The organism is Ktedonobacteraceae bacterium, assembly GCA_035653615.1.
Classification (GTDB): Bacteria; Chloroflexota; Ktedonobacteria; order Ktedonobacterales; family Ktedonobacteraceae; genus DASRBN01.
In genome coordinates this window covers 143,443-168,049 of record DASRBN010000037.1, presented here as the reverse complement: position 1 = coordinate 168,049, position 24,607 = coordinate 143,443, and the positions used below count along the sequence as shown (strand labels likewise).

The 24,607-nt window shown below is 54.8% G+C and carries 21 protein-coding genes; 10 read left to right on the top strand and 11 right to left on the bottom strand.

What is annotated here, in order from left to right; genetic code table 11:
* The first annotated feature begins 5 nt into the window (after positions 1–5).
* From VFA09_21865 to VFA09_21840, 6 genes are all read left to right on the top strand, one after another.
* Complete coding sequence (locus tag VFA09_21865; protein ID HZU69932.1) at positions 6–995, top strand: amidohydrolase family protein; 990 nt, start codon at positions 6–8, stop codon at positions 993–995.
* 76 nt (positions 996–1,071) lie between these two features.
* The gene (locus VFA09_21860) at positions 1,072–2,241 is read left to right on the top strand and encodes an aminotransferase class I/II-fold pyridoxal phosphate-dependent enzyme (GenBank protein HZU69931.1); all 1,170 of its coding nucleotides are present in this window, start codon (positions 1,072–1,074) and stop codon (positions 2,239–2,241) included.
* 65 nt (positions 2,242–2,306) lie between these two features.
* Positions 2,307–2,588, top strand: coding sequence for a DUF433 domain-containing protein (locus tag VFA09_21855; protein HZU69930.1), 282 nt, complete (start codon positions 2,307–2,309; stop codon positions 2,586–2,588).
* Positions 2,585–2,974: a DUF5615 family PIN-like protein gene (locus VFA09_21850; GenBank protein HZU69929.1), complete on the top strand. Its 390-nt coding sequence runs from the start codon at positions 2,585–2,587 to the stop codon at positions 2,972–2,974. The genes VFA09_21855 and VFA09_21850 overlap by 4 nt, the downstream gene beginning before the upstream one ends.
* A 200-nt stretch (positions 2,975–3,174) precedes the next feature.
* Complete coding sequence (gene htpG / locus VFA09_21845; GenBank protein HZU69928.1) at positions 3,175–5,055, top strand: molecular chaperone HtpG; 1,881 nt, start codon at positions 3,175–3,177, stop codon at positions 5,053–5,055.
* A gap of 12 nt (positions 5,056–5,067) precedes the next feature.
* Complete coding sequence (locus VFA09_21840) at positions 5,068–5,604, top strand: DUF1697 domain-containing protein (GenBank protein ID HZU69927.1); 537 nt, start codon at positions 5,068–5,070, stop codon at positions 5,602–5,604.
* 329 nt (positions 5,605–5,933) lie between these two features.
* On the opposite strand, the gene VFA09_21835 is transcribed toward VFA09_21840, so the two are convergent.
* Entirely contained in the window at positions 5,934–7,367 is a 1,434-nt protein-coding gene (locus tag VFA09_21835; protein HZU69926.1) for a sialidase family protein, read from the bottom strand.
* Positions 7,368–7,570: 203 nt separating this feature from the next.
* On the opposite strand from VFA09_21835, the gene VFA09_21830 reads away from it, so the two are divergent.
* Positions 7,571–7,999, top strand: a complete 429-nt coding sequence (locus tag VFA09_21830; GenBank protein HZU69925.1) for a PaaI family thioesterase — start codon at positions 7,571–7,573, stop codon at positions 7,997–7,999.
* Between the two features lie 17 nt (positions 8,000–8,016).
* Here the strand turns inward: VFA09_21830 and VFA09_21825 are convergent, their stop codons facing one another.
* The 7 genes from VFA09_21825 to VFA09_21795 all read right to left on the bottom strand — a co-directional run bounded on the left by VFA09_21825 (position 8,017) and on the right by VFA09_21795 (position 16,745).
* Positions 8,017–9,063, bottom strand: a complete 1,047-nt coding sequence (locus VFA09_21825; protein ID HZU69924.1) for a BadF/BadG/BcrA/BcrD ATPase family protein — start codon at positions 9,061–9,063, stop codon at positions 8,017–8,019.
* A 10-nt stretch (positions 9,064–9,073) separates the two neighbouring features.
* On the bottom strand, positions 9,074–10,372 hold the full coding sequence (locus VFA09_21820; GenBank protein ID HZU69923.1) for a hypothetical protein: 1,299 nt from the start codon (positions 10,370–10,372) through the stop codon (positions 9,074–9,076).
* A 68-nt stretch (positions 10,373–10,440) separates the two neighbouring features.
* A complete protein-coding gene (locus VFA09_21815) occupies positions 10,441–11,385 on the bottom strand; it encodes an ABC transporter permease (protein ID HZU69922.1) in 945 nt (314 codons plus the stop codon).
* A gap of 17 nt (positions 11,386–11,402) precedes the next feature.
* Positions 11,403–12,389 (bottom strand): ABC transporter permease, encoded by a 987-nt coding sequence (locus VFA09_21810; protein HZU69921.1) that lies wholly within the window; start codon positions 12,387–12,389, stop codon positions 11,403–11,405.
* A 334-nt stretch (positions 12,390–12,723) separates the two neighbouring features.
* Positions 12,724–14,418, bottom strand: a complete 1,695-nt coding sequence (locus VFA09_21805) for an ABC transporter substrate-binding protein (GenBank protein ID HZU69920.1) — start codon at positions 14,416–14,418, stop codon at positions 12,724–12,726.
* Positions 14,419–14,546: 128 nt separating this feature from the next.
* Positions 14,547–15,638 (bottom strand): LacI family DNA-binding transcriptional regulator, encoded by a 1,092-nt coding sequence (locus tag VFA09_21800; protein ID HZU69919.1) that lies wholly within the window; start codon positions 15,636–15,638, stop codon positions 14,547–14,549.
* A 306-nt stretch (positions 15,639–15,944) separates the two neighbouring features.
* Positions 15,945–16,745, bottom strand: coding sequence for an SDR family NAD(P)-dependent oxidoreductase (locus VFA09_21795; protein HZU69918.1), 801 nt, complete (start codon positions 16,743–16,745; stop codon positions 15,945–15,947).
* Positions 16,746–17,051: 306 nt separating this feature from the next.
* On the opposite strand from VFA09_21795, the gene VFA09_21790 reads away from it, so the two are divergent.
* Positions 17,052–18,617, top strand: coding sequence for an MFS transporter (locus tag VFA09_21790; protein ID HZU69917.1), 1,566 nt, complete (start codon positions 17,052–17,054; stop codon positions 18,615–18,617).
* A complete protein-coding gene (locus VFA09_21785) occupies positions 18,607–19,833 on the top strand; it encodes an MFS transporter (protein HZU69916.1) in 1,227 nt (408 codons plus the stop codon). The genes VFA09_21790 and VFA09_21785 overlap by 11 nt, the downstream gene beginning before the upstream one ends.
* A gap of 24 nt (positions 19,834–19,857) precedes the next feature.
* Here VFA09_21785 and VFA09_21780 read toward each other — a convergent pair whose 3' ends face one another.
* Positions 19,858–20,805 carry an LLM class F420-dependent oxidoreductase gene (locus VFA09_21780; GenBank protein HZU69915.1) on the bottom strand — a complete coding sequence of 316 codons (948 nt, stop codon included), beginning with the start codon at positions 20,803–20,805 and terminating at the stop codon, positions 19,858–19,860.
* A 363-nt stretch (positions 20,806–21,168) separates the two neighbouring features.
* Here VFA09_21780 and VFA09_21775 point away from each other — a divergent pair, with 363 nt between their 5' ends.
* Positions 21,169–21,747: a YfbR-like 5'-deoxynucleotidase gene (locus tag VFA09_21775; protein HZU69914.1), complete on the top strand. Its 579-nt coding sequence runs from the start codon at positions 21,169–21,171 to the stop codon at positions 21,745–21,747.
* 202 nt (positions 21,748–21,949) lie between these two features.
* Here the strand turns inward: VFA09_21775 and VFA09_21770 are convergent, their stop codons facing one another.
* Together VFA09_21770 and VFA09_21765 are read right to left on the bottom strand one after the other, a co-directional pair.
* Entirely contained in the window at positions 21,950–23,332 is a 1,383-nt protein-coding gene (locus VFA09_21770) for a D-arabinono-1,4-lactone oxidase (protein HZU69913.1), read from the bottom strand.
* Between the two features lie 37 nt (positions 23,333–23,369).
* Complete coding sequence (locus VFA09_21765; GenBank protein HZU69912.1) at positions 23,370–24,578, bottom strand: amino acid deaminase/aldolase; 1,209 nt, start codon at positions 24,576–24,578, stop codon at positions 23,370–23,372.
* Positions 24,579–24,607 lie beyond the last annotated feature (29 nt).

The window sequence follows — 24,607 nt, the reverse complement described above, 5'->3', positions numbered from 1 at the left end:
GGAGCATGCGCACCATCACAATCGAAGAACATTTCATGGCTAATGGGTTTAGAGAAGCAACGCAGAGAAACGCTTCGACGGGCGCAAGCGCCTCAAACCCGGCATTCGCCAGTGATCTACCGGCAAAGCTTGCTGACCTTGGCGAAATTCGCCTGAAGGACATGGATGCGGGTGGCATTGATCTGCAGGTAATTTCTCAGGTGGCGCTAGAAATCGGATCATTATCAAAAGAAGAGGTTATAAAATTGGCGAGGCAGGCAAATGATCAACTCGCTACCGCCATCGCCGCCCATCCCACGCGCTTTGCCGGTTTTGCCACGCTGCCCATGACCATGCCGGAAGCTGCTGCTGACGAACTGGAAAGAGCGGTACGCCATCTCGGTTTAAAAGGAGCCATGATCAGTGGCACAATCAATAGTCAATTCCTGGACAATCCCGCTTTTTTGCCGGTACTTGAGCGCGCGGTCGCGCTTGATGTGCCCATTTATATTCATCCGGGCGTGCCACCCGCGCCTGTGCGAGAAATCTACTATTCCGGTTTCGATCCGGCAGTAAACTATGTGTTAGCAACCAGCGCCTGGGGCTGGCACTCCGAAACCGCTATCCATGCGCTGAGACTGGTACTCTCCGGCATATTCGACCGCTTGCCCAACTTGCAAATCATCATCGGGCACATGGGGGAGATGATCCCGTTTATGTTCGTTCGCATCAACGACCGGCTGGCAGCGGTGGCAAAGAATTTGCAGCATCCCGTGTCCGACTATTTTTTGCGAAACTTTTATATCACTACCAGTGGCTTCTTCACCGGGCCCCCGTTCCTGCTTGCCCTGCAGATCATGGGCGCTGACCGCATTATCTTCTCCGTCGATTATCCATACAGCCGGAACGAGCAAGGGCGAGCCTTTCTAGATAACCTGTCCATCAGCCCGGCTGATAAGGAAAAAATCAGTCACCTGAACGCTGAGCGAGTGCTGAAGCTGGAGAACGCTGGCTAACATTCCAGGACTTGCTGTGGTACACTAAAGACAACTCAGCTAAGACTGTACATTCTTTGAACAGGGGGAGCTATTCATGTCTACTTCTGCTCGTCGCGTAGCCACGTTTGGCACAACGGTCTTCACCGAAATAAATATGCTGGCACAACAATATAACGCGCTGAACCTGGGGCAGGGCAAACCCGACTTTGATACGCCGCCAGATATCGTCGAACACCTGATAGAGGCTGCCCAGGCAGGGCAATATAACCAGTACGCGCCAGGTTCCGGCACCGCTTCGCTGCGCCAGGCCATTGTTGATCATGCCGCGCGCTTCTACGACCTGGATATCGACCCTATGCATGGGATTGTGGTCACATCGGGGGCAACCGAGGGCATCTTCGCCGCCATTCTGGGATTGGTCGACCCTGGCGATGAGGTCATCGTCATCGAGCCATTTTACGATTCCTATGTACCAGACATTCTTATGGCAAACGCCGTGCCCATCTGCGTGCCCCTGCATCCCCCAACATGGATATTTGACTTTGATGAATTGCGGGCGGCTTTTAGCAATAAAACACGCGCGTTGATCTTGAATACACCACAAAATCCCAGCGGTCGTGTCTTTACACAGCAGGAATTACGTCAAATTGCTGAACTCTGTATTGAGCATGATGTTACAATCATCGCCGATGAAGTCTATGAACACCTGGTCTTCGCGCCCGCGCAGCATATCCCAATAGCCACGCTTCCAGGTATGTTTGAGCGTACCGTGACGGTGAGCAGCGCCGGGAAGTTGTTCAGCGCGACAGGTTGGAAGATTGGCTGGGTGTCAGGACCGCCCGATCTGATCGATGGTGTAGCGCGCGCCCATCAATTCATCACCTTCGCCGTACATCATCCCTCACAGGAAGCGATTGCCTACGCGCTTAATTTGCCTGATTCCTACTTCGAGGCATTTCGCGCCATGTATGAAACAAAGCGCCGGTTGATGCTCTCTGCCCTCGACAGCGCGGGGTTGAAGTATTGCGTTCCAGAGGGAACCTATTTCGTGATGGCCAACTACTCGGATATATTTGCCGGAACCCCGCTTGAATTCACACGCTATCTCACGCGAGAAATCGGCGTGGCCTGCATCCCACCCGAGTCATTTTACAGCCAGGAACACGCGCATATCTGCCAGGGCTATGTACGCTTCGCCTTCTGCAAAAGCGACGAAATGCTGGGCGCAGTGAAAGAACGACTGGCGTGGTTACGACCACGCTAAAAAGAATTTGACAAAACTCTTGAGACCGTGTAGAGTAGGAGGGGAAAGGTATGGAGGAGATAGCAATGAACAACAATGGGAACACGAATACCGGCCAGACTCGGCAACTCTATCCTCGCATTGTGAGTAAGCCAGGTATCCTCTATGGCAAGCCGGTGATAGAGGGCACCCGTCTGAGTGTTGAGGTTCTTCTCCAAAACCTTGCCAGTGGCTATACCCGTGACGATTTGCTCGATGCCTACCCTTTCCTGGCACCTGAAGATATTACTGCCGCAATTGAGTACGCTGCACGGCTCGCTGCCAATCCTCCTGACTTCTCAGATGATAAAGAGCGCGCCATCTCATGACGTTTCTAGCAGATGTGAACATTGATCGAGGCATCATTGATCGCCTACGTGCAGATGGGCATGATGTGCTATGGGTAGCCGAGAGAAACCGTGAGCTCGATGATATTGCTCTGCTTCGCCTGGCATGGCGGGAAGGAGCTATCATCCTCACCAATGATAAAGACTTTCAGAAGCACGTCCTTAAAGAGAATCATCAAACCCATGGACTCATCTGGCTTCGACTTGGGCTTGTGAGGATGCCCCGTTCTCAGCAAATTGAGCGTACACTTCAAGCTATTCATACCTATCAAGATCGACTCTCCGGCCTGATTACCACGATCTATCCTGACCGTGTTGAGCAAGAAAGCATACTAATGTATCATCGTAGAGCGTCAGAACATAACTAGCCAACCCTTGAACTCCTTTATCATTCTCAAATTTTTTGGTATAATGAATCGCGTCAACCTCTGCTTTTAACAGCTTTCATCTGTACGACACGCGTCGTACTTTGCTGCCTTAAGCGGGGCAGCAACATACCAACATCACGCATTAGACATATTTTTACATTGAAAATCAAAAATTGCATCATTTGGAATTGGGAGGTGTTATGATGACAACGGATACACACAAGGAAACACTTGGCTTTCAGGCCGAAGTCCAGCAATTGCTCAACCTGCTGGCCCACTCGCTCTATAGCAATAAGGAGATCTTCCTGCGCGAGTTGATCTCCAATGCCTCGGACGCCATTGATCGCCTGCGCTTCGACGCGCTCTCCAACCCGCAACTTTATGAAAATGACAATGATTTCAAAATTCGCGTCTCCTATGACAAAGATGCGCGTACTATCACAGTCTCTGACAATGGCATCGGCATGAGCCGCGACGAGGTGGTAGAGAACATCGGCACCATCGCACGTTCGGGCACGCGCCAGTTTTTCCAGTCGTTGACCGGCGACCAGCAGAAGGATGCCAACCTCATCGGGCAGTTCGGCGTCGGCTTCTACTCCGCTTTTGTCGTCGCCGACCATGTCACATTGATAACGCGCCGCGCCGGTTTGAGCGCGGATCAGGGCGTGCGTTGGGAATCTGATGGCCAGGGTGAGTATACGCTGGAAACCGTCGAAAAGCCCACGCGCGGCACGGATGTCATCCTGCACCTGCGCGAGGGCGAAGACGAACTTCTGAGCGCCTATCGCCTGCGCTCGATTATTCGCAAGTACTCCGACCATATCATGTTCCCCATCGTCATGAAGGCCGAGGGAGAAGGTAAGGATGAGGACGAGGTGGTCAACCGCGCTTCGGCTTTGTGGACGCGCCCGCGGGTTGAGATCAGCGTGCAGGAATATAACGAATTCTACAAGCACATCTCGCATGATTTCGAAGATCCCCTGGCCTATGTCCATAGCCGCATGGAGGGCACGCAAGAGTACATCCTGCTGCTCTACATCCCCGCTCACGCGCCATTTGATCTCTACACGCGCGAATTTCATCATGGTGTCAAGCTTTATGTGCGCCGCGTCTTCATCATGGACGACGCCGAGAAGCTGATGCCCAGGTACCTGCGCTTCGTGCGCGGCATCATCGACTCCAGCGACCTCCCTCTGAACGTCTCGCGCGAATTGTTGCAGCATAACCGGTTGATCGATACGATGCGCAACAATGCGACCAAGAAAGTCCTGGGCCTGCTCTCCGACCTGGCAACCGGCGAGAAGGAAAAATACGCGCAGTTCTGGAAAGAATTTGGCCGCGTGCTCAAAGAGGGCCTGATGGAAGATACGGCCAATCGCGAAACCATTGCCAAATTGCTGCGCTTCGCCTCGACCGCGTCAGCCGATGCCACGCAGGATGTCTCGCTCGAAACATATGTCTCTCGCATGAAAGAGGGCCAGGACAAGATTTACTACCTCATCGCCGACAGCTATGCCGCCGCGAAAGATAGCCCGCTGCTCGAAATCTTCAAAAAGAAGGGCGTCGAGGTGCTGTTGCTTTCCGATCCTATCGATCATTTCGTCATCCCCGAACTCACCGAGTTTAACGGCGTGCAGTTGCAATCCATCTCGCGCGGTGAGATCGACCTGTCGAAGCTGGAAAACGAGCAGGAAAAAGAGGAAGAAAAGAAGTCCGCGGATGAAGCCCGAGGCTTGCTTGAGCGTATCAAGACGGTGCTGGGCGAAAAGGTCAAGGACGTGCGTACCACCAATCGCCTCACCACCTCACCTGCCTGCCTGGTCATCGATGAATATAGCATCGATCCCAGTCTCGCCCGCATGCTGGAAGCTGCCGGACAACCGGTGCCCCATGACAAGCCCATCCTGGAGATCAATCCACACCATCCCATCATCACAAAATTGAAGGATGAAAGCGATGAGAAGCGTTTCAGCGATTGGGCCTACATCCTCTTCGACCAGTCGGTTCTCAGCATGGGCGAAAAGCTGGATGACCCCGTAAACTTCGTCAAGCGCCTCAACGACCTGCTGGCACAACTTTAAGGGAGTATGTACATGGCCAGGTTTGTATCACTCTTCCGCGGTATCAACGTCGGTGGCAACCATCCGGTACGCATGGATGAACTCAAAGCCCTGCACGAATCGCTGGGCCTGCGAGATGTGGCCACCTACATCCAGAGCGGAAACGTCGCATTCAGCGGAGAAGATATCGACCTGGCCCAACTTGCCGCCCAAATTGAGGAAAGCTTTGCCCAGCGATTCGGCTTTCGGGCCAGAGTCATGGTTCGATCTGCTACTGAGCTAAGTGAGATTATCATAAACAATCCCTTTCACGATCAGCCGGAGAAAGAATCGAAATGGACGGTCGTGCTGTTTCTGTCATCTCGCCCCGAAAGCTCTGCCCTGGAAGACCTGCGACAAGCGTATACAGGCCCCGAAGAGTACTACTTAATCGGACAGGAGCTATATATCTATTATCCCAACGGCCAGGGACGTTCAAAACTGACCAACACCTTGCTAGAGAAAAAGCTGAAGACCAGCGGCACAGCCCGAAACTGGAATACCGTACTCCAATTGCAGAAAATGATGTAACGCGGCGAATCCGCAAGGGGCGTTTATGAACTTTCACGATCAAAATCGGTAAGCATCAATAAGTCATGTCATTCTGAGCGGAGCGAAGAATCTGGCCCCGGAAGACCGAGATTCTTCCCCATTCGCTCCGCTCAGGGCTCCGGCTTCTTTCGCTCAGCATGACATGATAAGGCCGAGTCGGATGACCGATTGATAAAAATCCAACATCGGCCCCGCGGCGAAGCCACGTAGGGGCCGATTGATCGGCCTCGCGTCCATTGTTGGACTATTTTGTCAAAATCCATTATCGACCCCACATGCTTGTCCAATACGTTTGTTAATCCCGCAAATTACACTCCAGACAACGACAGCGCATCTTCTGGTGTCGTGTAGGTGGCCTCGTGGAGAAGGCCACCGCTCGGCGGCGTGGCAACTTCGATCACGGGAAGGGCATCATCATCGGGCAATATTGTTGTTCCGATGTAATCGCCAGCGAAATAGCCGCGCGTGGTCTTTGCCAGCCAGTCAAGCTTCATTGGACCTGCCAGCTGCTCTTTATTTTGCCACGTCTTGCCGCCATCGGTTGATGAGATAAAGCCAACATCAAGTTTGCAGGTGGAGACGGAGCAGTTGGTATCCGGGAAGTAATAATAGGTCAGCGCCAGGTGCGTGCTGCCGTTGAATGTTCTCGCTGCTATGGCCGGATTGAAGTGATCGACTCCGCTACCGATAGGGTCGATGGGGATGCGCGCGACGGGCGTCCACGTCAGACCATCGGTCGAGGTGGTCATGACCAGGTCATTGGCGGTACACCCTTTTTCGAAGCGGCAATCGTTCCAGATGAGGTAGACTTTGCCGGAACTATCGATAGCCGCGGTGGGGTCGCCATAGTTGGTGCGCATCCTTGGCTCTTCGGGCAGCACTTTCTGGAACGAAACTTTGATCAGCTTGCTCCAGCTCTTGCCTCCATTGGTGGAGATGAAGGAAGCCACATAGTAGATTTTTGGTGTTTCCCCTAAAATGGGGATGATGACTCTGCCATCCGGCTGAACCACGGGTTGGCCGCCCGTGCCGTTGGCCTTATCGGCGGTAGTTGCCGGCTTGCTCCAGGTTAATCCTCCATCCGTAGAGGTACTCACCTGGATAAGGTTGTATTGCTTGTTATTGATGAAGGTGTCCCATTGATCGTAACAATGCCCGTAGTAGGGACTGCTCGGTGTGTTATCGCAGGTGATCCAATCTTTATCGAAAAATATGCCCGTCGAATTTTGCACGATGATGACAGGCTTGCTCCAGGTCAATCCATCATCTTTGGAGAGGCTGACGGCGACCGCGTTGGGGTTGGCAATTTCGTCGAAGATATAGCTGGAGATGATCCAGGTCTTGTGTCTGGCGTCGTAGACGACCACAGGATCGCTGGCGCGGTGATACGCCTTGCCACCCGAGTAGATAGTGAGATCGGGGAGCGAGCCATGCACCCAGGTCTTGCCCCCATCATGTGAGGTGGCCCAGCCATTATCCGAGGCGCCGCCGGTACTAAAACGCCCCTGCTGGAAAGTCGCGACCACCGTCTGCCCGTAGGAATAGACATCGGGTTCGACCTCAGTCGCGTGCTGGCTGTTGCTGTTCGTGAACGGGTCGCTGCTCATCTGTACCAGGCTCTCATGTTGTGGGCTTGATGAAGCATTCGCTGAGGCAGCGAACGCGAGCGATGGAATGAGGGCCATCAAAGTAAGGATTGTTGCCAGGCGAATAGACCATCGAAAGCGAGATAAGACTGCCATATGTTACCTTGCCCTTTCTTTTACATGACAAGCATATTTCCCCCAGCAATCCAGAGAAGAGGAGACGCGCGGATTGCTACTATATAATATTACCACGCTTGCTCAGTAGCAAGGGAATACAGGCTATATTTTAACCGGTTTTTCCTGCATAATTTAGGAAAAGACCGACCAGAATGTAGTGTATTGGATAAAAGGAGATGAAAATGAGTACTTCGATGGAGTCGCCGCGCTCCGGCGCGGACTTTATTCGCCAGTTTTTCCCCACTTCGCCATACGTGAAGCACCTGGGAATGCAACTTACCTCAATCGAGCCTGGCCGGGCTACCGTATTCCTGCCGTTCGCGGATTCGCTTGTGACTATCGGAACAGTCGTACATGGCGGAGTGATTGCCTCGCTCATCGATACCGCGGCCATGGTGGCAGCGTGGTCGGATGCCGAGATTCCGGCGAAGCTTCGCGGCACTACTGTTAATCTAACGGTAGCCTATCTCGCGGCGGCTGAGCGAGAAGACCTGCAGGCAACTGCCTCAGTATTGCGACGCGGGCGCAACCTGGTCTACCTGGATGTCGAGGTCAAGAGTGCATCGGGGAATCCGGTCGCCAAAGGGCTGGTAACCTATAAGATTGGCTGACCGGATATAACGATATTTCACACGTTCCCGGCCTCAAACGCCGGGAAATCATGCCGCGTTACAAAGAGTGCCGGGTCGGGGATAGTTGGCACCAGCCTCTCCAGCACTTTATCATCGATGGCGACCTGTGCCGCCTCTAATGCCGTGAACAGGACGCCGATAATCGGCTCAAAGCGACTGCGCACAGGCTTTACATCAGGTGAAGTCGTGCGCACGCGCTCAATAATGGCGTCGGCCAGAATCGTTGAGGGATGGCGCAGTACGCCTCCGGCCAGGACGAGCGTGAATGGCGTCCCTTCTATGCCTACTTTACGCGCCCCGGCCTGCGCGAAATCGCCAAGCGCGAGGCCATGTTCGCGCACCACCTGCGTGGCGATGATATCACCGGCCTGCGCCTCATCAAGCAGAATTGGCGTTAGCCGATCAACACGATCTGGCGCCCGTTTTTCGCGACTCGTAAACAGGTGCAGCATTTCCTCGACCGTGTTGAGACCGAAAAATTCGAGGAAGCGCGGTTTCAGTGTTGTTGGTGGCTCGATACCAAGTTCTGAACGATAGAGGGCATCGAGCGCCTTGTGAGCCAGCATGGAACTGCCCTGAACCTGGTTTTGCCACATACTGGAATGCCATACGCGCCCATCAGCCGAACGCGCTCCCGTTCCGGCTCCCGTTCCGCACACAACCGACACGCCGGTGGCGTCGGGTGAGACCGCCTGCAAAGCGCCCAGCGCGTCGTTCTGCACCAGGATCGTGCGACCAAATCCACGCTCCTGCATGGCCGCGCGAATATAGACAAAATCTTCTGGCCAATCGGCACCGGCCATGCTATACACGGCCGTCAGCAGGTCAGATGCTTTCACCTGCGCCTCCTGCAGCGCGCTCGTCACTGCGTATTCAACATTCGCCATAGCAGCCGAGGCGCTATCGGACCAATCGCTTCCTACAGCGGCGTTGTAGATATCGGCACAGCCTCCCCGCCCCGCTCCCAGAATAGTTCCATCAAGAGCCGCGACCAATGCGATAGTTTTCGTATTCCCCCCGTCGACGGCTAAGACATAATCCATGCGTGATCTCCTAATGTAACAACCGCTCAGGCAAATATTGCCGGTGCGCGGCAGCCATTGCGTCGTAAATCGCTTCTGCTTTGTGCAGCGAGAAGATGAGCGGGTTGCTTGCCAGGGCGCGGATGGCATCCCTGCGCGTGCCGCTCCATGCCGCCTCCGCCGCCAACGCCTGGTATTCGCCCAGCATCTTTACCAGCCCGACCACGTGGCGCGGCATGTGACCCTGCACCAGGGGCGTGACACCGTTGCGGTCCACGTATGCCACCATCTCGACCACCAGGTCATCGGGGAAGTCCGCCAGTGCGCCCCGGTTGGGTACGTTTACATACCAGACCTCCTTGCGGTCATTATAAATGGCATCCATCACATCAATCGCCAGTTCCAGTTCGTTGAGGCCTCCCCGCGAGCGAGCCGGGTTCAGTTCGGGCACATCCTGCGCGGCCTGCTCGCGATAGTGCGCCCAGTAGTCCGGCACGCCGGCCATAATATCCTGCGCCCGCGTGGTCGGCCTGGCCTGCAATTCCGCCAGAATCTCGTCTTTGAAGTAGTAGTACTGGAAATAATGGCTCGGCAATGAATCCATCATACAGGCAAGCACTGCCAGGCGCAGTTCTTCGCGCGGTATTTCTGGATTGCGCAACATCTCCTCAAGGGCATCGCGCAATATGGGCATGAAATCCTGCCCGTCGTACAAATGGCGTATCGTCCAGGAACCATGATTCAATCCGATTGATACGGCGTCTAGCTTATCAGGGTCAAGACCGGCCATTTCCACAAAATCGCGGTTGCCGTTAATCGGTCCCTCGCACAATGAAATGGTTGAAATAGTGGTATGATGCGTCACAGCCTCCGAAACGATATTGATGGGATTGGTGTAGTTGAATAATCGCGCGTTGGGACACACCTCCTCCATGTCTTTGATGATGCTCTTCATGACGTGAATCGCTCGCAGCGCCATGAAGAAGCCGCCAGGCCCCTGCGTTTCCTGCCCGATCACACCATATTTCAGTGGAATGCTTTCGTCAAGGTAGCGTGCCTCGAATCCACCCGGGCGGAAACTGGTCAACACTGCGTCGCATCCCTGCAATCCTGCGCGCCTGTTCGTTGTTGTGGTAAAGGTCAGGTCCAGGCCCCTGGCGCGTGCCATCTTTTGCGCGATGGTCCGTACAATCTCCAGGCGCTCCTCATCCAGGTCGATCAGCACGACTTCGGAGCCATTGAAATTCTCTCCCTGCTGCACAAATGAAGCCATGGTACCGGCGGCGCGCGTGCTGCCGCCGCCAATGTAGGCAAGTTTTATGCGTGCCATAGATTGTTTTTAGCCTTTCTTTTTCAATTGTGGCCGATGAATCGGCGGTGCCCGCAATCAATTGGGGCCTACGGGCGTTTTTTCAACTTTTTTGCTTTGGGTTCTTTACGCAGACGCGGATTGGCGATTTCGTCGATACCGAAATTAATAAAGGCCAGCCCGGCTCCCAGTACTGCAATGCACAGACCCGGCGGAATGATCCACCACCACGCGCCCAGCAGAATAGCGTCGTTATTGCCCGCCCAGTAGAACATCGTCCCCCAGCTAACGGTAGTGACATCTCCCAGGCCCAGGTATTCCAGCCCGGTTTCCGCGAGGATGGCATAGATGATGGTGCCCAGAAGTTCAGCCGCTACAATCGCGATTTCGTTGGGCAGAATTTCAAAAAAGATGATGCGCATCGATGACTCGCCGCCGGCCTTCGCAGCCTCCACAAAATCGCGGCTGCGCATCGAAAGCGTCTGCGAGCGCAGCACCCGCGCGCCCCACGACCAGCCCGTGATGACCGTGACGAATCCTATCGTAAGCGGGCCTTTTTGGGGTGAAAATGCGGCCAGCACAATTGCCAGCGGCAGCCCGGGCAGCACCAGGAAAATATTTGTAAACAGCGAGAGGACATCGTCAATCCAGCCGCCGAAATAACCACCCGCAAGACCTACAACTACGGAAATGATGGTGGCAATGATGCCGGTGGCAAATCCGAGGATCAGCGAGACTCGCGTTCCCACTACGACTTGCAAGAACACATCCTGGCCCGTTTGCGTCGTGCCCAGCCAGTGCTTTGCCGAGGGCGGAGAGAGGATATCGGCGCTGAAAGCGTTGGGGTCCTGCCGAAAAATAATCGGCCCGAAAATAGCGACCAGCACAAAGAATATGATGATCCCCAGCCCGAAAGCCACCTTGCGGTTCATCGTAATTAAGCGCCACAAATCGCGCAGGGCATGTACCTGTGAGGAAAAAACATTCACTTCCGGAGAAGGCGGTATGCTCACCTCTTGCGTCTGAATGCTCACTGTATTTATCTCTCCTTCTATGAACTTCCCAGGCGTACCCGCGGATCAAGCACGACATAGAGCAGATCGGCCAGGAAATTCGCGCCCAGCACCGCGATAGAAATGATCAGAAAGAGGCCCTGCAACAAGGCGTAATCAAGATTCTCGGCGGCCTGGTAGAGCGCGTAACCAACCCCAGGATACGAGAAAACGATTTCGGTCAAAAGCGCGCCACTCACTACAAAGCCAAGTGAGAGCGCGAAGCTCGTAATATTGGGCAGGATAGCATTGCGCGCCGCGTACATCATCATAATTCGCCGCTGCGAAAGTCCCTTCGCTTCAGCCATCATCACATAATCTTCGGCAAGCGTGGTGATCATCGTATTGCGCATACCGAGCAGCCACCCGGCAATCGAACTGATGACGATGGTGAATGCGGGCAGGAATCCATGTTGAATGGCGCTGGAGATAAAATCGGGACTCCACGCCGGAACGGTCGAGCCTGTGTCGTATCCACCATTGATGGGAAACCAGTTCAGCACATAGCCAAGCAGGTACAGCAAAATCAGGGCCAGCCAGAAATAGGGTATGGCCGAGAGAAAGGTAAACAGCGGGGAAAGTACGCTATCCAGGCCCGAATTGCGCCGCCAGGCTACGAGAACGCCAATCAGCGATCCGATTACAAAGCTGATGACCAGCGAAATGCCCACCAGCATCAGCGTCCAGGGTATTTCCTGGCTGATTACCACCGCTACGGGCGTGGGAAAATAGGTGATCGACACTCCCAGGTTCCCATGCAAGAGGTTATTGAGGTATTGGAAATATTGCGACCACAATGGGTCATGATTAATACCGAAGGCAATTTCCAACGCGTGTTGCGCCTGGGGAGAAACTCTTCCTCGCAGCCGCGCCATCAAGGTCTCGGCAGGATTGCCGGGCGCCAGGCGCGGAATAATAAAGTTCAGCGTGGCCGAAGCCCACAACGCTACCAGATAAAAGCCGATACGCCGCAGCAGGTGTCGCATGTGACTACCTTTCTAAAATGTCCCTGATAATTGTTGTCAACCGAATTGAGGAAGACCCGCCCATCTTGATGAATTTTACCGGGCAAAATCGGGAGACATCGATGATGCATGTCATTCTGAGATTCCCAACTTCATGCACTAGCGTAAAGGCTTCTCGAAAATCGGGAGACATCGATGATGCATGTCATTCTGAGGGCAGCGAAGAATCTGCACCTCGCCGTACCCAGATTCTTCGCTGCCCTCAGAATGACACGGCCTGGGCGGCTCAAATGACCGATTTTGAAAGGTAAAATTCATCAGCACGTCCTCACCAGGATGGTCAGAGAAACAACAATCAATCAACCGGACGCAGATTCAAAAGCACGATCTCTCCATCCGGGAATTGATATGGTGAGGGTTCCGCGTACTGGTGTTTCTGGTCTGGCCAGCCTGTAAAGTGCGCCGTGCTATATTCGTACCAGTATGGCTCATTCACCAGCGGAATGCTTGGCAGCTCGGTCACCATGATTTGCTGTAGCGTATCGTAGGCTTGCTGCTGCATGGCCGAATCGAGCGATGTAGCAAGGATATTCAGCATATTGTCGGTAGTGGCATCCTTCCAGCGCTCCCAGTTGGAATTGGCGGCCTGCCCTAAAGGAGCCGTATTCTGGCTGCTCAACAATCCATAGTACAAAAAGTATGGCGATGGACCAGGATTCGTCCAGGAAATCCCCATATCGAAGTTGCCCACCTGCAAGGCATTATAGTAGGCATCATACGAGATGGTATTCACATTGGCCTTGATGCCAACGGCTTTCAGATCGCTCGCAATGATCTGGCACGTCGTAATCCAGTCCGTATAGCCGGTCACAACATCGATATTAAAAGACAGCTTCTTGCCGCTCTTATCGGCAAAGATGCCATCGGAACCCATCGTAAACCCCGCGCCTTCCAGCAGCGAAATCGACTTGTTGGTATCGACTGTGAACGTCATATTGGCATAGGAGGGCGAGAGAAACTTCTTGCTCTGCGGCAGCAGCAATCCGGTGGGACTGGCCGGTGGCTCATAGCCATTTTCTCCAACCTTGTATATCTGCTCGCGGTCAATCGCCGAACTGATGGCCTGGCGCACCGGCAGCAGGTTGAACGGATATTTCGCCGTGTTCAAATACAGCACCACGATATCACTGGGCGGGAACCAGTAATGATTGTGCGCCGGGTCGCGATTGATGTACGTCTGCTGGATGTTGGGAATGTAGAGGCCGGCCCAATCAACGGTGCCGCGATCCAGCGCCAGTTCGGCGCTGTCGTTGGAATCGAAAGCCGGGAATTCCAGTTCGTTCACCTGCGGCTTGCCCGGCTGCCAGAAATTCGGATTCTTGACCAGGGTCACCAACTGCGGCGTAAATGTATGGAACAGGTATGGCCCCGTGCCCACCGGATTCGGGTCCGCGAACTGGCTGGGATCACCCTTGACGGTAGACCACGTGTGTTTGGGCAAAATCCAGGTCTGCCCACCCAGGTACCACAGGATGGGAACATTGGGCGAGGTAAACGTTACAACAACGGTACTCGCGTCTGGCGCGGTCACGCTCTTGATCGATGAATCGATGCCATTGTAATCCATGGCCGGATATTTCTTGAGCAGGTTCAGCGTAAATACAACATCATCGCTCGTGAACGGCTGCCCATCCGACCATTTCACTCCCTGCCGCAAGGTGAACGTCACGCTGGTGGCATCGCTTGAATACTTGTAGGCGCTTGCCAGCCATGGTTTGACGCTATTATCCGCGCTGTTGAAAAAAAGCAGCGTCTCGTAGATCAGTCCCCGCGACCAGAAGGTAGAGAGGCTGTTATTATAGGGGTTGGAGTTGCGGGTGAAATCGCCGCCCGTGTTCGCTACAATCGATAGAGGACTCTGCACATGTGATCCATGCGATTGCGAGCCACCGCAGGCCGTAACGACGATGGTAAGGATCAGCAAGAACGATAGGGGCACCATGCTCCTTCTTGTCTTTAGTATTGTCACGAGGGATGGATTGAGAGTCATCGAAAACCTCCTGGATGAACAGGTCACGCATATACCTTCCTCTTGCATAGACCGTAAAAAGCCGACCGCGGATTGGCGGCAACAGCAGCAATGACAGATGAACAGGCTAGCGGACCCAAACGCACGATTTATTTGGACAGGAACGGTTTACCAGATGATGTCGAAAATTCATTTTCGAGCGTTGCCCCACACGATTCACGCACTACAAGGCGGGTAGGAAGTGAAATACGAACAGTAGAGGCCTGAGCTTGCTCCGCCCTCGTCCCCGTTTGCGCCTCAATCATGGATAACAATAATTCAATCCCGCGCTGGCCCATTTCAAAATAGGGCTGCCGGATGGTCGTCAGCGGTGGCCGCGTATGCGCCGAAGGTCGATCATCGTCAAAGCCGACAACAGCGATATCTCCCGGCACCGACAGTCCATACACTTCAGCCGCGGCCAGCACACCATAGGCCATCTGGTCGCTGCTGGCAAAAATGGCGGTAGGACGTTTTTCCGGTGGCAGCGCGAAGAGTTTTTCGGCACAAGCTCGCCCTGATTGGGGCAGAAAATCCCCCGCTAACACCAGTTCGGGATCAGGCTCGATACCTTCTTCAAGCAAGGCCTGGCGGTAGCCATTATAACGATCATGCGACACAAGATAATCTGCTGGCCCCAGGATGTGGGCGATACGCCGGTGCCCAAGCCCGATGAGGTGACGAACCATAGTATAGGCGCCCCCGCTATTGTCGACTCCAACCCATGGAGTGACCTGTTCCTGCTGGTCATCAATAATCACAACGGGAAATCCCTGCTTATAGAGGCGCGTCAAATGCTGGGAAGCTCGCGCGGGATAGATCGCCAGCAGTCCGGCCGTCAACTGGGTTGCCAGCAGGCGATTAATCACCTCGCTGCGATCTCTCTCGATATCCTCGTCATTAATGCTGTAGAGCACCAGTTCGTATGGTGTTTGCTTGATATACTCGATGATGCCGGGAGCAAGATCTGAGATCATCCACCATGCCCAGGCCGGTATGAGCATGCCGATCAATCGACTGCGCCCGCCTGCCAGCCCGGAAGCAGCTGTGCTGGGAACGAAGTTCTGTTCCGCTATAATGCGCAAAATACGCTCCCGCGTCGCCGGGTCTACATCCGGCTTATGATTCAAGACACGCGAGATCGTCGTCCGTGATACACCGGCCAGGCGCGCGATATCGTCAATTGTTGGCTTCTTACGCATAGACAAATATCCTGAACGAGTAGTGACAACGTTTTCGGAAGCGCTTCCGAAAGCGACCCTTGATAAGCGATTACGGAAGCGCTTCCGTAATCGCTTACGAACAAGTATACTGACAGGTTGAATGAAAGTCAAGGTTTTAGGGCAAACGATAATGCTCACGTTCAAGAAGGTTCATTATGTCCTTTTTCTTTCGCAATAAAGGATATCTTTTTGGTGCATTCAAGATGTTTAAGAGCAGCATGAACTAGAGTAATATACGAGCGTGATTGGCATAGTGCTGGGAAAAGAAAATATATAACTGTCCGTTCAGGGCTTGAGGTACATGCCTCGCATTACCCTGCCCATCAGCTTAATCGCCATCTTGTGGGGAAGGACGCGCTGCATAACGATATTCGCCATGCGATTACTCCAACCGGGAATAATGAGCGGCTGTTTTCCAAGCGCCGCCAGCGTTTCAGTCACCACTTCGGCAGGTGTCATCGTTGAGGCCGATATGCGACCTGAGCGGGGCGCGCTCGCGAGGTAATTGGGGGTGCTAACCGCGCTGGGGCAGCAGGCCATGACATCGACACCCTGCCCGCGTAGTTCTTCCCACAAACCCTCGGCCAGTAGTCGATTATAGGCCTTGGTTGCCGTATAGCTGCTAATCAATGCCGAGCCTTGCGAGGAACTGAGCGAAGACAACAGCACAATTCCACCGCGACCACGTTGCTGCATCTTCTGCCCAAAAAGATAAGCAAGCGTCATGGGGGCGCGGCAATTGATGGCGATCTCGTCCAGGTGGTCTTGCAGTGAAGTATTTAAGAATGGGCCAATCTTAGAGAGGGCCGCGTTGTACACCAGCAGGCCCACGTCGATATCGCTCGTAGCCGCCTCAACTACCGAACCGGCATCCTCACGCGCCAGGTCCAATTCTAACGTTCTGACCTCTACCGCGTAATCCTGCTGCAATTTCGCAGCGAGTTCGTCTAATACATCTTTGCGCCGCGCAATCAGGAAGAGGTTGAGTTTTTTCACGGCCAGTTGTGTCGCAAATTCAGCGCCGAGGCCCTGTGAAGCCCCGGCAACCACCGCCCATGGACCATAGCGTGCATGAAAATCCCTCATAGTTGCGCTCCTAACTTGATGTTATGGCGCATTATATCACGATGCGGCAGGCGCCCTGGCCCATTGTCCCTAATGATTTTTAACAATTGTGTGATAGAATAAGAGCAATGTGACATGCTCTTATAACTCCTGTACCCTAAGTAGGAGAATTTCCCTGCTGGTGGGATAGATGGTAGGGAAAGCTTCCCATTTTCCGAAAGAGTTGGGGAATTGCCATTGCTGCCCCCGGTGTGGAGTTAACAATAAGCGCTACGACTTCCCTTGCCCGGATACGCGGCAAATTCGCTAGAAGGAGATTCAACCAGCATGGCAACCCCGCCCAGGGAGCAGAACAGGCAGCACGAGAAGGGCCGCAATAGACCGCACAAATCACATCGCTGGATGAATGGTCGCCTGCCCTACAGACCTGTTGGCGCACCCATACGGTATACGTCCCCGCTTCCGCCGCTAGAGCCTCCACCTACACCCAGAGTAAAGACTGTACAACGGCGCCTGGAGGGCCTCTTCCTGGCCGCATTTATTAACCGCAACTTTGCATTGATGTGGTGGGGGCAGGCTATCTCCAGCATTGGTGACTACGCCTGGGATACCGCGCTTGTGCTCTGGATAGCTTCTTATCTCGCGGCTGGTCAGTCCTGGGCGCCGCTTGCCGTCAGCGGTGTTGTCCTGGCAGCCGCCCTGCCACAGATCGTCGTCGGCCCCATAGCAGGCGTCTTTGTAGACCGCTGGGATAAACGGCGTACCATGATCATCATGGCCATGCTGCAAGCAATTGTCGCCACTATGCTCGTGCTGGCGGCCCTCAATATCCGTTTTCCTTTTGTGGGGAGCGAGCAGTTTCAGAATTTCTGGCGCATTGTTGCCGTCTACATTGATGTAGTCGCACTCACCATCTTCGCCCAATTCTTCATCCCCGCACAGTTCGCGCTGATTAAGGATATCGTCCCTGAGCAGAAGCAAGACCAGGCGCTGGAGACAAGCCAGGCTATCCAGGGACTCTCAATCATCATTGGCCCGCCTGTAGCGGCGGCGCTTGTCTTCGGCCTCGGCGTCGCCTGGGCTTTAGTACTCGATGCTTGCTCATTCATGATCGTCCTCTTCGCCATCTTTGCAATCCAGGCGCCGCCATCGGCCCACAGCCTTGCGCCGGGCGAGGCCGGACATTTTTCCCGCGAATTTCTCGATGGCCTGGGCTACGTCATCAACCATCGCGTCCTGCGCACCATCCTGGTCGCCGAGGTCCTCACCTGGCTCGGCTTTGGCGCCCTGCAATCTCTCGGCTACTTCTTTATCACCGAGAATTTGCATGCGCCTGCCAGCGACTATGGATTATTCGGCGCGGACTTTGGCGTCGGAGCCATAGTGGGCGCTTTGCTGGTCACCCTCATTGGACAGCGCATCGGTCTGAGCCGGCTTCTGTGGGTCTCTCTGATCACATCTGGCCTGTTCGTCATCCTCATGTCGCATGTGAGCAACTTCCCTATCGCGTTGGGAGCAGCTTTCCTTTTCGGTGTCTCCACTACCGCCATCATCGTCACCGCCGGGCCTCTGGCCTTGCATGGTACCTCTCGCGAGTACGTGGGCCGCGTCATGGCTGTCATCAACCCGATTGGTCGCCTTGCCGCCCTCGTCTCCGTTGTACTGGCCGGTTACTTCGTCAGCACCGTCTTGCAAGGCTTTCATGCCAGTCTGCTCGGCATCACATTTGGCCCCATCGACACCGTTTTCACCTTCATGGGCCTGCTCGCTATGGCCGGTGGCTTCTATGCCCGTGTCAGCCTGCGCGCGATCGCTGAGTCCGTTCCCGCACCCGCGGAGCCTGGCCAGAACAATGTGCAAGGCCACATGAATCAGTCGCAGCATGCATCATAAAACAAAACACGATCCCTATCGCGCCCTGCGCTTCGGCTCTTTCCGGCTCTTATTCATTGGCACGTTCATCGCCACCATCGGCGAGCAGATGATCAATGTCGCCATCGGTTGGGAATTGTACCAGCGTACTGGCTCCGCCCTGGCGCTCGGATGGGTCGGGCTGGTACAGATCATTCCCGTCATACTGCTTGCGCTTCCCGCGGGTCAGCTCGCCGACCGCTTCAACCGCAAGCGCATCGTCATTGTCACGCAGATTCTGCTGGCCCTGGCCTCCATCGGATTAACCATGCTCTCCTTTACGCATGGTCCGCTGCTCCTGATCTACGCCTGCCTGCTGTTGATTGGCTGCGGCGTCGCATTTGGCAATCCCGCCAGCTCGACGCTGATCCCGCAGATTGTGCCTGAGGACGTGTTCGCCAGTGCCGCCACGTGGTCGAGTAGTTCCTGGCAGCTCGCCGCCGTGCTTGGACCGGCCCTGGGCGGATTCGTCATCGCGGTAAGCGGCGGCGCGACGCTCGTCTATGCGCTGAACGCCACAGCCGCCCTGCTGTATGCCATCCTGCTTTTACCCATCACCGTGAAAAGGCAGGTGCCGCTACCGGCTGAAACAACGACCACCGGTTCGCTATTGGAAGGTGTCAGATTCCTCAAAAAAAGCCAGGTCATCCTCGCTGCCATCACGCTCGACCTCTTCGCCGTCCTGCTGGGCGGCGCGACCACTCTGCTGCCAATCTACGCCAGGGACATCCTGCGCGTCGGGCCAACCGGCCTGGGTTGGTTGCGAGCAGCGCCCTCGATAGGCGCGGTCTGCATCTCCCTTTCGCTTGCCCATATCCCGCCTTTCAAAAAGGCCGGCCTTACGCTTTTGCTGGCCGTGGCGGGTTTCGGTATCGCCACCTTCATCTTCGGCATCTCCACCTCGTTCTGGCTCTCCATGCTCATGCTGTTCCTGCTGGGCGGCCTTGACAATATCTCCGTCGTCATTCGCAGCACCCTGCTGCTGACGCGCACTCCGGACTCCATGCGCGGGCGCGTTGCCGCCGTCAATACGCTATTCGTGGGCGCCTCGAACGAACTGGGCGGCTTCGAGTCCGGCCTGGCCGCGCAGTTATTCGGCCCCGTCATCTCAGTCGCGGCGGGCGGCATCGGGACGGTACTGGTGGTGCTGGCGGTTGCCCTGATCTGGCCTGAGATGCGCAGGCTGGGACGGCTGTAAGTTAGATTTTGATGGCAATGCGAATTACATGCACTCCCGCGCAAACATTCGTATCGAATCCAACTGCACGGCATCAACGAAGCGCACAATGATCTCCTGTATCCCCGCATCTTCGTATTCCCGCAGGCGCTCGCGAATCTGCGCAGGAGTGCCAATCAGGGATTCCGGGAGCAACTCATCGAGGTTCTGGCGCTCGTCCGGCGTCAGTTTCGCGATAGCCTCCTCCTCTGTGCTGGCGATGGCGCAATAATCGATCAAAGTCGTGCGCCGGATTGAGTTGTAGTCCCGTCCCACCTCCTCGCAGTGCTGCTTGAGGACATCCAGTTTGTGCTTGATGGTCGGTATGTCTCCGCCGATGTTGCAGGCATCCGCGTATTGCGCGACCAGCCTGAGTGTCACCTTTTCACCACCTCCGCCGATCAATAAGGGAATATGTGGCTTTTGCGCTCCTTTGGGCTGATTGATGGCTCCTCGAATCGAATAGTATGTTCCCTCGAATGTCGGTTCCTCCTGCGTCCACATAGCCAGGATAATCTGAACGGCCTCGTTCAGACGCTGCAATCGCTCGTGGGTGCCTGGATAGGGGTAGCCATAGGCGAGATATTCGTGTTTATACCAGCCGGCGCCAATGCCCAGTATAAGCCGGCCATGGCTGAGTACATCCACGGTGCTGGCCATCTTTGCCAGTAGCGCCGGATTGCGATAACTGTTACACGTCACCATCTGGCCGATACGGATTTGCTGCGTATCGCGGGCCAGGGCCGCGCAACTCGTCCAGCACTCGAACGTTATTTCCTGCATTGGAGCGGGGATAGTATGAAAATGGTCGTAGAGCCAGGTCGAGACAAAGCCAAGCGATTCGGCCTCCCGCACCACGCGCGTCATCGCTTCATACGCTTCCACCGGGTCGGAAATGTTCACTAAATCCAGGCGCCATCCCTGTGGCGCGATAATACCAAAATCCATCGCCATGCGAATAAATCCTTTCGTTGACTATAAAATAGATCCGTGGCTATGTAAAAATTATACCGTTTTATTCCGGGGTAGGAGAGGATTGGATGGCTTACGATGCCGCAAGAACCATGTATAATAGCCATGTGCGCGGATATGAAAAAGAATAGATACAGAGCGACACTGCAAACAAATCTGTGGCCGATTATGAATTTAACCAACCAAAAACGGTAAATATCCTCTGGCCATGTCATTCTGAACACAGTGAAGAATCTGCGTCGATGCCTACCGGGATTCTTCCCTGCGCTCAGAATGACATGGCCAGAGGGGTGCTTACCGATTTTGATGGTGAGAGTTCATCATTGGCCTTTCCTGGAGAATAGCATGGACGAACACATTGACTACGAAAACATTTTTACGCCCCAGGGCATGCTGGGACACGTCTCGAAGAATCCCAACCTGGATTTCCTGATGAATATCTTCAACATTCCCAGGGTCTATAGCGTTTCCGGCTTTGGCACCTGGAATGTCGGGCAGCATACCGTCGCCGTCGCCTTCCTGGTGCTCTACTGGTCGGTGTTCCATTCCTACCCACAGGAAAAACGCGACCGCCTCGTCACGCTGGCATTAATGCACGATGTGCATGAGGCCGTCATCGGAGATATCCTGCCCTTTTTCAAAACTGCTGCCGTCAAAGAGGCCATCGACTCCATTCAGAACGATATCCTGCAAGCATTTGGCATTGAAGAAGACCAGGAACTGCACGATGAACTGAAATTACTGGACATGATCGGCTTTCTCTACGAAATCGGCCAGTCTTCACCAAGAGGCATCGACCCATCTAAGAGCGAGCTGATCAAGCAGATGTATGCACGGCAAAAAGAGGAAATCCTGAAATATGCCGAGAAAACAAACATCGAGCGGCAAACGGTCAGCGATTTCCTGGCAGCGATGAATCTGTAATGGCCGGTGCTTCCACAAAAGTGTGCCAGTGGGCTGAAATCGGGACGGCTGGACGATATTGGGCGAGAGATTCTTCGCTGCGCTCAGAATGATATGCTCCCGGAGACAGCCAGGTATCTCCGGGAGCATGTCATTCTGAGCGCAGCGAAGAATCTCTCGCCAACTTTTTGGGAATCGCTAGCGTAATTGACCTTGAAAACAACTAATCCGTACTTATCGCATCATCTTGCTGGGTCGGCGCGACATCTTCAGGTATAGGCCCACCAGCATCGAACAGCTTGCGCAGGTAATCGTTGAGAAACATGCCCTGTGGATCGAGCCTGGAGCGGATACGCCGGAAATCATGCCAGCGCGGGTAGAGCGCCGCCAGTTCCCCTGCTGTGCGCGTGTGCATTTTGCCCCAATGCGGCCTGCCGTCGTAGCGGCGGAAAATTTCCTCGATGTGCTCAAAATAAGATTTGTAAGGCATGCCACGGTACATATGCACCGCGATATAGGCCGAATCGCGCTCGTAGGCCGGGCTGAGCCAGATATCATCCGCGTGGACAAAGCGGCACTCCATTGGAAAGTGAACCTGAAATTGCTCGCGGTTGATGCACTCCTGAATTTCCGTGATAACTGCCCTCGTATGCTCTGCCGGGATATTGTACTCCATCTCTTGAAAACGCACCATGCGCGGCGTTGAGTAGAGCAAGTGGCTGTAGTTGATCTCGTCGATATGCGAAATGCTGGCCGCTGAAATATGGCACGCCGTCTTCGAGAGTCCAGGAGCCAGGCGGCAGCATTCCGAAAGTAGCCAGTAGACCCAGTTTTCCAGCACGATCTTATTGAAGGTGCTCCACAGGGTATTCTTGCTCGCCGGCTCATCCGTCTCATTCAGGAATTTGGCCTGCACCCATTCGGTATAGGGGAACCAGAAAAACTCGAAGTGCGAATTCCCCTGCTTATACTGCTCCAGGTGATCCAGGCAATCGGCCAGCTTCTTACGCTGGCCCACGTAATGCAGGCGCTTGGCAGGCACTACCCGCAGCGTCACCTTCGCAATCACCCCCAATGTGCCCAGCGATACCTGCGCCGCCTTGAATATATCAGCATTCTGTTCGGGCGAGCATTCCAGTAGCTCCCCGGAAGCTGTGACCAGCGTCAATCCTTCAACCTGCGTCGCCAGCGAGCCAAAGCGCACTCCGGTGCCATGCGTACCCGTGCTGATAGCACCGGCGATACTCTGCACATTGATATCGCCCAGATTCTCCTGCGCCAGCCCATGCGCGAACAACACATCGCCCAGGTACTTCAGCTTCGTTCCGCCCAGCACCGTTACCCTGCCATGCTCGGTATCGACCTGCTCAACCCCTTGCAGATTATCCAGCGACATCAACACATCGCCGGTCTGTGCCAGCGGCGTAAATGAATGGCCAGAACCAACCACCCGCACTTGCCGTCCCTCGCGCCCAAATTGCTCGATCATATGCACCAGCCCGTTGATGCTGCCCGGTTTCACGATCTGCCGTGGAGCAGCGCGAACGGACCCCGACCAGTTATGCCAGCGTGCCGGGCGTGAGGCCTCTCTATTGCTTAGAGCCATCCGTTTTTTCTCCTTTGCAGTGGGGTGAAAGGAACGACTACAGAAAACATTGCCCATCGCCGCGATAAGTCGTTACCTCGTCCACGACCGCTCCGTTCTGGACAAGCAGCAAATGCGTAAAGCGCTCGCAAAGCTCGCCGGCCTTGCTATGGCGCAGGAATATAGGATCGCCGATTGCAAGCGCTACCGGCCCATTGTAACGTATAGGCGTTTGCACCTCGCCTGCTCCTTCGAGCGCCTCAAGCGCGGCCCCTTGTGGCAAATAGGGTTGGGGTAGCTTCTCGGGGCCAGCAGAGCCGGAAGCAACATAACCACCACCCAGGCACGTGTAGATGGTTGGCTGCGGGTGCCGCACGATCTCAATGGCGAAGCCCGCGGCAGGTTGGTAGCGGAAATTGCGGTAGTTATCGAAGAGAGCCGGAGCGTAGAACGCGGATCCCACCGTGATCTCCGTCACCACATCTTCTGCTCGCGTGCTGTCGATGCTGCCCGTTCCACCACCGTTCACGAAACGCAGCGCTACCCCATATGAGCCAATCATCTCAACCAGCGCGGCCCGCCTTGTGGCAACCTCACGAATTGAGCGCCGCTTCAACTGTCTCACCAGCGTATTCTTGATTGTTTGCCCCACGAAATTATCGCCTACGCCCGCGATCTGCGCCTCATAGCCCATCAAGCCATCCAGCCACACGTGGTCGGACGCTACAATCCGCCTGACCACCGGTCGCGCCTGCTCAGCCGTGCGTAAAGAAGACCGCCAGACACCAAAATGAAGGCCAGGCACATCTAGCGACATATCGACTTCCAGGCACAACGGCAATCGCACGCCATATTGCCGGGCCACCTTCTCGACCTGCTCCACGTGTTCGAGACAATCAACCATCAACGTGATATGCGCCCCCTCTGCCGTCTCGCGCGCTATCGCCGCGATATCTTGCTCGTTATAAGCCGGGTAGCCGAGAAGCAGATCATCGAAGCCCTGCTTCGCCATGTACACAACTTCCCTGGCCGTAAAGCACATCAAGCCTTGAAAACATGGATCGGACGCCAGGATGCGCCGCGTAATGGCAACACAGCGCAGCGACTTGGATGCCAGCCGCACGCACTTTCCCGTTTTTCCCTCGTTTCCCCTGACCCGGGCGATCACCTGGCGTATGTTTTGCTCGAGCAGATCAAGATCAACATAGGCAAGCGGCATCGGGCGGTTACCAAATACCGATTTGTAGTAGGCATAGTCTTTCATCATATCTCAGGAATATTGTAGCATATGGAGGG